Here is a 9026-nt window from a genome sequence, read left to right on the forward strand (position 1 = left end):
CGTGTCAGGCTTGTTCTGGGGCGGCGAACGGTGCGTCCAGTGGTGCGGTGTCGAACGTGCGCAGCAGCTCGACAAGAATCTGCGTCGCCGGGCCGAGCGGTTTGTCCTTGTTCGAATACAGGTAAAAACTCGGGTTGCGGCTGCCACCCTGGTCCAACGGTAGCAGCTTGAGCGTACCTTCCTTGAGTTCCCGTTCGATCATGTGCCTGGGCAACCAGGCGAACCCCAGGCCGCTGCCGACGAATGTGGCGGCGGTAGCCAGGCTGCCGACGGTCCAGCGTTGTTCGGCACCGAGCCAGCCGACGTCCCGTGGTTGCTGGCGCCCGGAGTCGCGGATGACCACTTGCAGCTGGCTTTCCAGGTCCTGGAAATTCAGTTCGCGATTGAGGCGGTGCAGCGGGTGTTCCGGATGGGCGACCGCGACGAACTCGACGTCGCTCAATTCCGCGCCCAGGTAACCGGGAATGCTGAAACCACTGATGGCGAGGTCGGCCACGCCTTCGAGCAGGACCTCCTCCACGCCCGACAGCACCTCTTCACGCAGACGCACGCGGCAGCCACGGCTTTGCGGCATGAACGCGGTCAGCGCGCGGACGAGGCGGGCGCTCGGGTAGGCGGCATCGACCACCAGGCGCACTTCGGCTTCCCATCCTTGCTCCATGTGATGGGCCAGGTCTTCGAGCTGGCTGGCCTGTTTCACCAGTTGCCGGGAGCGGCGCAGCAACACGCCGCCAGCCTCGGTCAGTACTGCTTTGCGCCCGTCGATGCGCAACAACGGCACGCCGAGCTGGTCTTGCATGCGCGCCACGGTGTAGCTGACCGACGACTGCGAGCGGTGCAGCGCTTCGGCGGCCTGGGCGAAGCCGCCGTGGTCTACCACGGCTTGAAGCGTTCGCCATTGATCAAGGGTCACGCGGGGCGCTTTCATGATGGGCTCCTGTTGTCCTAAGCTGCGCAGTTCTTATTGGAGACTGCTGAATGAAAAAAATTTGTTGTGCGTTACTGGCGATGTTGCCGTTGACTGCGTTTGCCTACCCCATCGACGTACAGAAAGAGCTCAATGGACTGAAGATCGACTACACCACCTACGCCTCCGATTACGACATGGGCTCGATCACCGTGAACAACTACGGCGACACCGCTGCCGAATGTTCGGTAGTGTTTCGCAACGGTCCTGAATCGCCCAAGACCCGCAGGGTCAATCTGGACGCGGGTAAAAGCGCGGATCTTTCAGCCAAGTTCAATCGCAAGATCATCAAGCTGTACATCAGCATGACCTGCAAGCCGAAATGACACCCAGCGGAGCATGCCAATCGCCGATGCTCCGCTTATAAACGAATTTCTTGATCGGTTATAGCAGTTATTTGCGCTTTTTCATCGATATGACTCTGTTTAACCTTCACTCCATCGACTTACAGCATTCTCAGATGGAGCCTACATCCCATGTCCCGTGTTCTGATCATCGAAAGCAGTGCCCGTCAGCAAGACTCGGTTTCCCGTCAACTGACCCAGACCTTCATCAGCCAATGGCAAGCCGCTCACCCGGGCGATCAGATCACCGTTCGTGACCTGGCGGTCAACCCGGTGCCACACCTGGACATCAACTTGTTGGGCGGCTGGATGAAACCCGCCGATCAGCGCAGCGACATCGAACAACTTTCCCTGGAGCGCTCCAACCAGCTGACCGAAGAGCTGCTCGCCGCCGACGTGCTGGTGATGGCAGCGCCCATGTACAACTTCGCCATCCCGAGCACCCTCAAGGCCTGGCTTGACCATGTGCTGCGTGCCGGCGTGACCTTCAAGTACACCGAAACCGGCCCGCAGGGTCTGCTCAGTGGCAAGCGCGCTTATGTACTGACCGCTCGCGGCGGGATCTACGCCGGCAGCACCGCGGATCACCAGGAACCCTACCTGCGCCAGGTCATGGGCTTCATCGGCATCCACGACGTGACGTTCATCCACGCCGAGGGCATGAACCTGGGCGGCGACTTCCAGGAGAAAGGCCTGAACCAGGCGAACGCCAAGCTTTCCCAGGTGGCCTGAGCCGTTAATCGCCAGATAATCACCGGATGTTCTAGTGACCTGGCGCGTTACCCTTCAAGCCTGCACGCGCATCGAACCTCCCTTTGCACTTGTTGCTCCTGAGTGCTCTTGCCCGATTGAACGCTTTAGCGAGATCGGGCTTTTTTTTGCCTGGGTTTTTGTATCGTTTGACTGTTCGCGATAACGGGCAAAACCCGTTATCTTCGCCACCATTCAAAACGAGGCGAGCATGGGCTATCTACTTTTTGTCACGCTGATCCAGGCGTTTTCCTTCAGTCTGATCGGCGAGTACCTGGCCGGTCACATCGACAGTTACTTCGCGGTGCTGATACGCGTGCTGCTGGCGGGGCTGGTGTTTATCCCGCTGACCCGCTGGCGTTCGGTGGAACCGGCGTTCATGCGCGGCATGTTGCTGATCGGCGCACTGCAATTCGGTGTGACCTACGTCTGCCTGTACCTGAGCTTTCGCGTGCTGACGGTGCCGGAAGTGCTGCTGTTCACCATCCTCACGCCGCTGCACGTGACCCTGATCGAAGACGCGTTGAACCGTCGCTTCAATCCCTGGGCCCTGATCGCGGCACTGGTGGCGGTGGCGGGGGCGGCAGTGATTCGCTTCGACCGGATCAACCCGGACTTCTTCATGGGTTTCCTGCTGTTGCAGCTGGCCAACTTCACCTACGCCGCCGGCCAGGTGCTGTACAAACATCTGGTCGCGCGCCATCCAAGCGATTTGCCGCATTACCGGCGTTTTGGCTATTTCTACCTGGGCGCATTGGCGGTGGCGTTGCCGGCGTTCCTGCTGTTCGGCAAACAGGACTTCCTGCCTGAAGCACCGTTGCAATGGGCTGTGCTGCTGTTCCTCGGCCTGGTGTCGACCGCGTTGGGGCTGTACTGGTGGAACAAAGGCGCCTGCCTGGTAAATGGCGGGACGCTGGCGGTGATGAACAACCTGCATGTGCCGGTGGGGTTGCTGATCAATTTGCTGATCTGGAATCAGCATGAAGAGCTGGGGCGGTTGTTGCTGGGTGGGTCGGTGATCTTGATGGCGGTGTGGATTAGCCGGTTGGGTGTACGCCAGCCAGCAGTCGCACACTGATTCATCGGCATGCGCAAACGGCCGACTATCATTCTAGCGTGCGCCCTCAAATTGACGGCCTGCAAAAACAGAATGCCGTTGCATTTTATTTTTTTCCGCCGAGCGTAGGTGAGACAAGAAAATGGCCAAAGCTGCCGATGTGGTTGTGCAATGCCTGGAAAGTGAAGGCGTCGAGTATGTATTCGGCATTCCCGGCGAGGAAAACCTCGACCTGCTTGAATCCCTGCGCAAGTCGACAATCAAGCTGGTGCTGACGCGTCACGAGCAATCCGCCGGCTTCATGGCCGCCACCTACGGCCGCCTCACGGGTAAGACCGGCGTCAGCCTTTCGACCCTGGGCCCGGGTGCAACGAATTTGGTCACGGCCAGCGCGTACGCCTATCTGGGCGGCATGCCCATGATGATGATTACGGGGCAGAAGCCGATCAAGAAGTCCAAGCAAGGCCGTTTTCAGATCATTGACGTCTGCGGCATGATGGCGCCGATCACCAAGTACACCCACCAGTTCGCCTCGGCAGACAACATCCCGGCGCGCATGCGTGAAGCGTTTCGTCTCGCTGAGGAAGAGAAGCCCGGAGCCGTCCACCTCGAACTGCCGGAAGATATCGCCGCTGAGCAAACCGATAGCATGCCAATGCCGCGCAGTCTGCATCGCCGGCCATTGGCCGAGCACAAGGCTGTCGAGGCTGCTGTCGAGAAGTTGCAGAACGCCCGCAGCCCAATCCTTGTGATTGGCGCAGGTGCCAACCGCAAGATGACCGCCAAGGTTTTGAAGCAACTGATCGACGATACCGGCATCCCCTTTATCACCACCCAGATGGGCAAGGGCGTGGTGGATGAGCGCCACCCGCGTTTCCTCGGCAATGCCGCGCTGTCGTCGGGGGATTTCGTGCACCGCGCCGTCGAGGCGGCCGACCTGATTGTCAACATCGGCCACGATGTGATCGAGAAGCCGCCGTTTTTCATGGTGCGTGGCGGCACCGAAGTCATCCACATCAACTTCCGCTCCGCTGAAGTCGATGCCGTGTATTTCCCGCAGATTGAAGTAATCGGTGATATCGCCAACGCCGTCTGGCAAATCGGCGAAGCGCTGAACGATACCAGCCATTGGGACTTCACACGCTTGATGGCGATTCGAGATGCTAACGAAGCCCAGATCATCGAAGGGGCGGACGACAACAGGTTCCCGGTCTACCCGCAGCGTCTGGTTGCCGACATTCGTCGGGTGTTGCCGTCCGAGGGCATCGTTGCCCTGGACAACGGCATCTACAAGATCTGGTTTGCCCGCAATTACAAGGCTCACAAGCCCAACACCGTGCTGCTGGACAACGCGCTGGCGACCATGGGGGCGGGTCTGCCTTCGGCCATGGCCGCGCATTTGGTGTACCCGGATCGCCCGGTGATTTCCGTGTGTGGGGACGGCGGCTTCATGATGAACAGCCAAGAGCTGGAGACAGCGGTTCGTCTGAACATGAATTTGACCGTGGTGATCCTGCGGGACGACGGCTACGGCATGATCCGCTGGAAGCAGGCGAACATGGGCTTTACCGATTTCGGCCTGGATTACGGTAACCCCGATTTCGTAAAGTACGCCGAGGCCTATGGCGCCAATGGCCACCGCGTGGAGAGCGCCGAGGGTTTCCTGCCGCTGCTGGAGCACTGTGTCAAGACACCCGGTGTGCATGTGATCGACTGTCCTGTCGATTACAGCGAAAACGACCGCATCCTGAACATGGAGTTGCGCCAGCGTAGCGCTGCCATTTGATCTCGTAGGGAGATTTGTTGGCAGGCTCGTATACCTGATCGCGAGCATCGGCGGGCACAGGCTCAAGCATTGAAGTCCTGGCAGGTTCAAGTACAAAAGGGCCCTTCGAGGGCCCTTTTGTTGTATGCGTCTTCTGAACTCAATGCCCGATCATGCCTGGCGCGCTGCCATTGCCGAGTAGCTGTTCATCAGGTTGCGGTAGTTCGGGATGCGCTGCGACAGCAAGTTGCCCAAGCCTTCGATGTCGTTGCGCCAGTCGCCCTGCAATTCGCAAGCGACCGAGAACCAGTTCATCATTTGAGCCCCAGCCTGGGTCATACGGTTCCAGGCGGCCTGTTGTACGGTGGTGTTGAAGGTACCGGAAGAATCAGTGACCACGAATACTTCAAAGCCTTCTGCGAGGGCAGACAATGTAGGGAAGGTCACGCAGACGTCAGTCACCACACCGGCGATGATCAATTGCTTGCGACCGGTCGCCTTGATGGCCTTGACGAAGTCTTCGTTGTCCCAGGCGTTGATCTGGCCAGGTCGGGCGATGTAAGGCGCGTCCGGGAACATCTCTTTGAGTTCGGGTACCAGTGGGCCATTGGGGCCTTGTTCAAAGCTGGTGGTGAGGATGGTTGGCAGCTCGAAGAACGTTGCCACGTCGGCCAATGCCAGTACGTTGTTCTTGAATTCGTTGGGCGAAAAGTCTTGAACCAGGGAAATCAGGCCGGTCTGGTGGTCAATCAACAAAACTACGGCGTCGTCTTTGTTCAGGCGGTTGTAGGTAGCGTTGCTCATGATGAAATCCTTTCGAGGTGGGTGAGTGGCGTCGTTCAACATGAGCACAGATTAGGGTTTGCGATGAGGCAGAAAAAGCGGGTGAAAAGCGTTTAACTGTCAACCTGGAGGAGACAATCTGGATTGGGTTTGCGCTGCTAGATGATGTGTTTTTCGGACTCCGGAATGTGGCTCGCGCCCAGAACCGCCGGTAACAGGCCGGCCCGCAAATCCCCGCCACTGGGCTGTTGATACAGGCTCAAGCCAAACTCCGGCAACACCGCCAGCAGGTAATCGAAAATATCCCCCTGGATCCGCTCGTAATCGGCCCACGCCGTCGTGCGGGTGAAGCAGTAGATTTCCAGCGGAATGCCTTGGGCGGTGGTTTGCATCTGGCGGACCATGCAGGTCATGTTCGGCTGAATCTCTGGATGGCTCTTGAGATAGGCCAGCGCATAGGCGCGAAAAGTGCCGATATTGGTCATGCGCCGGCGGTTGGCCGACATCGCCGCGACATTGCCCTGGGCTTCGTTCCAGGCCTTGAGTTCGGCCTGTTTACGGCTGATGTAGTCAGTCAGCAGATGCACCTGGGACAGTTTCGTCTCTTCATCATCGCGGATGAACCGCACGCCACTGGCATCAATGAACAGGCTGCGCTTGATCCGCCGGCCACCGGACTGCTGCATGCCGCGCCAGTTCTTGAATGACTCGGACATCAGGCGCCAGGTCGGAATCGAGACGATAGTCTTGTCAAAATTCTGCACCTTGACCGTATGCAGCGTGATGTCCACTACATCGCCATCGGCACCGACCTGTGGCATCTCGATCCAGTCACCGACCCGCAGCATGTCGTTGCTGGTCAGCTGCACGCTGGCGACGAACGACAGCAGGGTGTCCTTGTAGACCAACAGAATCACCGCCGACATGGCGCCCAGGCCCGACAGCAGCAACAGCGGCGAACGGTCGATCAATGTGGCAACGATGACGATCGCGCCAAACACGTACAACACCATTTTCGCCAGTTGCACATAGCCCTTGATCGAGCGCGTGCGGGCGTGTTCGGTGCGGGCGTAGATGTCCAGCAGGGCATTGAGCAGGGCCGTGATCGACAGCAGCAGGAACAGGATGGTGAACGCCAGCGCCACGTTGCCGAGGAAAACCATCGCGGTTTTGCTCAGCTCAGGGACCAGGTGCAGTCCGAACTGGATGACCAGCGACGGTGTGATCTGTGCCAGGCGTTGGAACACCTTGTTGTGACGCAGGTCGTTGATCCAGTGCAGCGCCGGCTGACGACCCAGTATTTTGCTGGCGTGCAGGATCAGGTAGCGCGCCACTCGTCCGAGGGCCAGGGCGATGACCAGCAACACCATCAATGCCAGGCTGGCATGCACGAGCGGGTGCTGGTCGAGGGCACCCCAGAGGTCTTGGGCATTGAGCCAGAGCTGTTTGATATCCATAGGCAAAAAAGATTCTTCTAGGGGGCACGAGGGGCGATTAGAGCATTTAAGACGCTTTGCATTACCGTCGGTGACAAATGGGGCAATAAAAAAACCACTGTTTACCGCCATTTGTATAAAGAAACTCGGCCTACGCGCTCGAAACCGGTACCCTATGCAGCTGTTTTTTTGTATTTCTTCGAGGTAGCACCCGTGTTTTCCGAATTCGCCTTGCACGAACGCCTGCTCAAAGCCGTGGCCGAGCTGAAATTTGTCGAGCCAACGCCTGTGCAAGCAGCGGCTATTCCGCTGGCGCTCCAAGGGCGTGACCTGCGGGTGACAGCGCAAACCGGTAGCGGCAAGACCGCTGCATTCGTTTTGCCGATCCTCAACCGCCTGATCGGCCCAGCCAAGATCCGCGTCAGCATCAAGACCCTGATCCTGCTGCCGACCCGCGAACTGGCCCAGCAGACCCTGAAAGAAGTTGAACGCTTCTCGCAGTTCACCTTCATCAAGTCCGGCCTGATCACCGGCGGTGAAGACTTCAAGGTCCAGGCCGCCATGCTGCGCAAAGTGCCGGACATCCTGATCGGTACGCCGGGGCGGATGATCGAGCAACTGAACGCCGGTAACCTCGACTTGAAAGAAGTCGAAGTGCTGGTGCTCGACGAAGCCGACCGCATGCTCGACATGGGTTTCGCCGAAGACGTGCAGCGTCTGGTGGACGAGTGCACCAACCGTCAGCAGACCATGCTGTTCTCCGCCACCACCGGTGGTTCGGGTCTGCGCGAGATGGTCGCCAAGGTGTTGAACAACCCTGAGCACTTGCAGCTCAACGCGGTCAGCCAGCTGAACGAGACCACCCGTCAGCAAATCATCACCGCTGACCACAACCAGCACAAAGAACAGATCGTCAACTGGCTGCTGGCCAACGAGACCTACCAGAAGGCCATCGTCTTCACTAACACCCGGGCCATGGCCGACCGTATCTACGGCCGCCTGGTGGCCCAGGAATACAAGGCGTTCGTGCTGCACGGCGACAAGGACCAGAAGGATCGCAAACTGGCGATCGACCGTCTGAAGCAGGGCGGGGTGAAAATCCTCGTGGCCACCGACGTTGCCGCGCGCGGCCTGGATGTTGACGGCCTGGACCTGGTGATCAACTTCGACATGCCGCGCAGTGGCGACGAGTACGTACACCGTATCGGTCGTACCGGCCGCGCCGGCAACGATGGCCTGGCCATCTCGCTGATCTGCCACGGCGACTGGAACCTGATGTCGAGCATCGAGCGCTACCTCAAGCAGAGCTTCGAGCGCCGCACCATCAAGGAAGTCAAAGGCGCTTACGGCGGACCGAAAAAGGTCAAGGCCTCGGGCAAAGCCGTCGGCGTGAAGAAGAAAAAGACCGACGCCAAGGGCGACAAGAAAAAAGTCGCCGCCAAGACCCCGACCAAGCGCAAGAGCGTCAATCGGCCCAAAAGCGACTCTCTGGTCAGCAAGGACGGCATGGCTCCGCTCAAACGCCGCAAGCCAGAGGCGCCGGCCGCTGAGTAAGCGTTTCGGCTAGCCCAATAAAAACCCGGACAGTGTCCGGGTTTTTTTTCGTGTATTCAGCTCTCGGCTTTTTTCTCGGCCGTACCCAATTCCTTGAGCCGCTGATCGATCAACTCTGATCGTTCCCACGCTCTGCGTGGGAATACCGCCAGGGACGCTCCGCGTTCCGCTGACGACGCATGACATGAGCCATGCGCAACGGTGACGCGGAGCGTCACAGGATGCATTCCTACGCAGAGCGTGGGAACGATCATTTGGGTGCCCCATTAAACCTTCGTGTCTTCAGCTCTCGGCTTTTTTCTCGGCCGTACCCAATTCCTTGAGCCACTGATCGATCAACTCTGATCGTTCCCACGCTCTGCGTGGGAAT

At 58.8% G+C, this 9026-nt stretch carries 8 protein-coding genes; 5 read left to right on the forward strand and 3 right to left on the reverse strand.

The annotated features are described in order from the left end of the window. Window positions 1–4: 4 nt before the first annotated feature. Window positions 5–928, reverse strand: a complete 924-nt coding sequence (locus ACIO0C_RS05670; protein WP_401308927.1) for a LysR family transcriptional regulator — start codon at window positions 926–928, stop codon at window positions 5–7. Window positions 929–978: 50 nt separating this feature from the next. On the opposite strand from ACIO0C_RS05670, the gene ACIO0C_RS05675 reads away from it, so the two are divergent. The 4 genes from ACIO0C_RS05675 to ACIO0C_RS05690 all read left to right on the forward strand — a co-directional run bounded on the left by ACIO0C_RS05675 (window position 979) and on the right by ACIO0C_RS05690 (window position 4904). Next, a complete protein-coding gene (locus ACIO0C_RS05675) occupies window positions 979–1293 on the forward strand; it encodes a 3-phosphoglycerate kinase (RefSeq protein WP_401308930.1) in 315 nt (104 codons plus the stop codon). A 150-nt stretch (window positions 1294–1443) separates the two neighbouring features. Further along, window positions 1444–2043 (forward strand): FMN-dependent NADH-azoreductase, encoded by a 600-nt coding sequence (locus ACIO0C_RS05680; protein ID WP_401308932.1) that lies wholly within the window; start codon window positions 1444–1446, stop codon window positions 2041–2043. A 229-nt stretch (window positions 2044–2272) separates the two neighbouring features. Next, window positions 2273–3139: a carboxylate/amino acid/amine transporter gene (locus ACIO0C_RS05685; protein ID WP_401308935.1), complete on the forward strand. Its 867-nt coding sequence runs from the start codon at window positions 2273–2275 to the stop codon at window positions 3137–3139. A gap of 121 nt (window positions 3140–3260) precedes the next feature. Next, complete coding sequence (locus ACIO0C_RS05690; RefSeq protein WP_020795415.1) at window positions 3261–4904, forward strand: acetolactate synthase large subunit; 1644 nt, start codon at window positions 3261–3263, stop codon at window positions 4902–4904. Window positions 4905–5054: 150 nt separating this feature from the next. Here ACIO0C_RS05690 and ycaC read toward each other — a convergent pair whose 3' ends face one another. Beyond that, on the reverse strand, window positions 5055–5687 hold the full coding sequence (gene ycaC, locus ACIO0C_RS05695; RefSeq protein ID WP_008060104.1) for an isochorismate family cysteine hydrolase YcaC: 633 nt from the start codon (window positions 5685–5687) through the stop codon (window positions 5055–5057). Between the two features lie 137 nt (window positions 5688–5824). Then, a complete protein-coding gene (locus ACIO0C_RS05700) occupies window positions 5825–7123 on the reverse strand; it encodes a mechanosensitive ion channel family protein (RefSeq protein WP_401308938.1) in 1299 nt (432 codons plus the stop codon). Between the two features lie 192 nt (window positions 7124–7315). On the opposite strand from ACIO0C_RS05700, the gene ACIO0C_RS05705 reads away from it, so the two are divergent. After that, window positions 7316–8656, forward strand: a complete 1341-nt coding sequence (locus tag ACIO0C_RS05705; protein WP_008060106.1) for a DEAD/DEAH box helicase — start codon at window positions 7316–7318, stop codon at window positions 8654–8656. The last annotated feature ends 370 nt before the right edge of the window (window positions 8657–9026 follow it).

Origin of the sequence: Pseudomonas sp. NPDC087336 (genome assembly GCF_044744285.1) — a bacterium.
In the GTDB taxonomy this organism is placed as follows: Bacteria; Pseudomonadota; Gammaproteobacteria; order Pseudomonadales; family Pseudomonadaceae; genus Aquipseudomonas.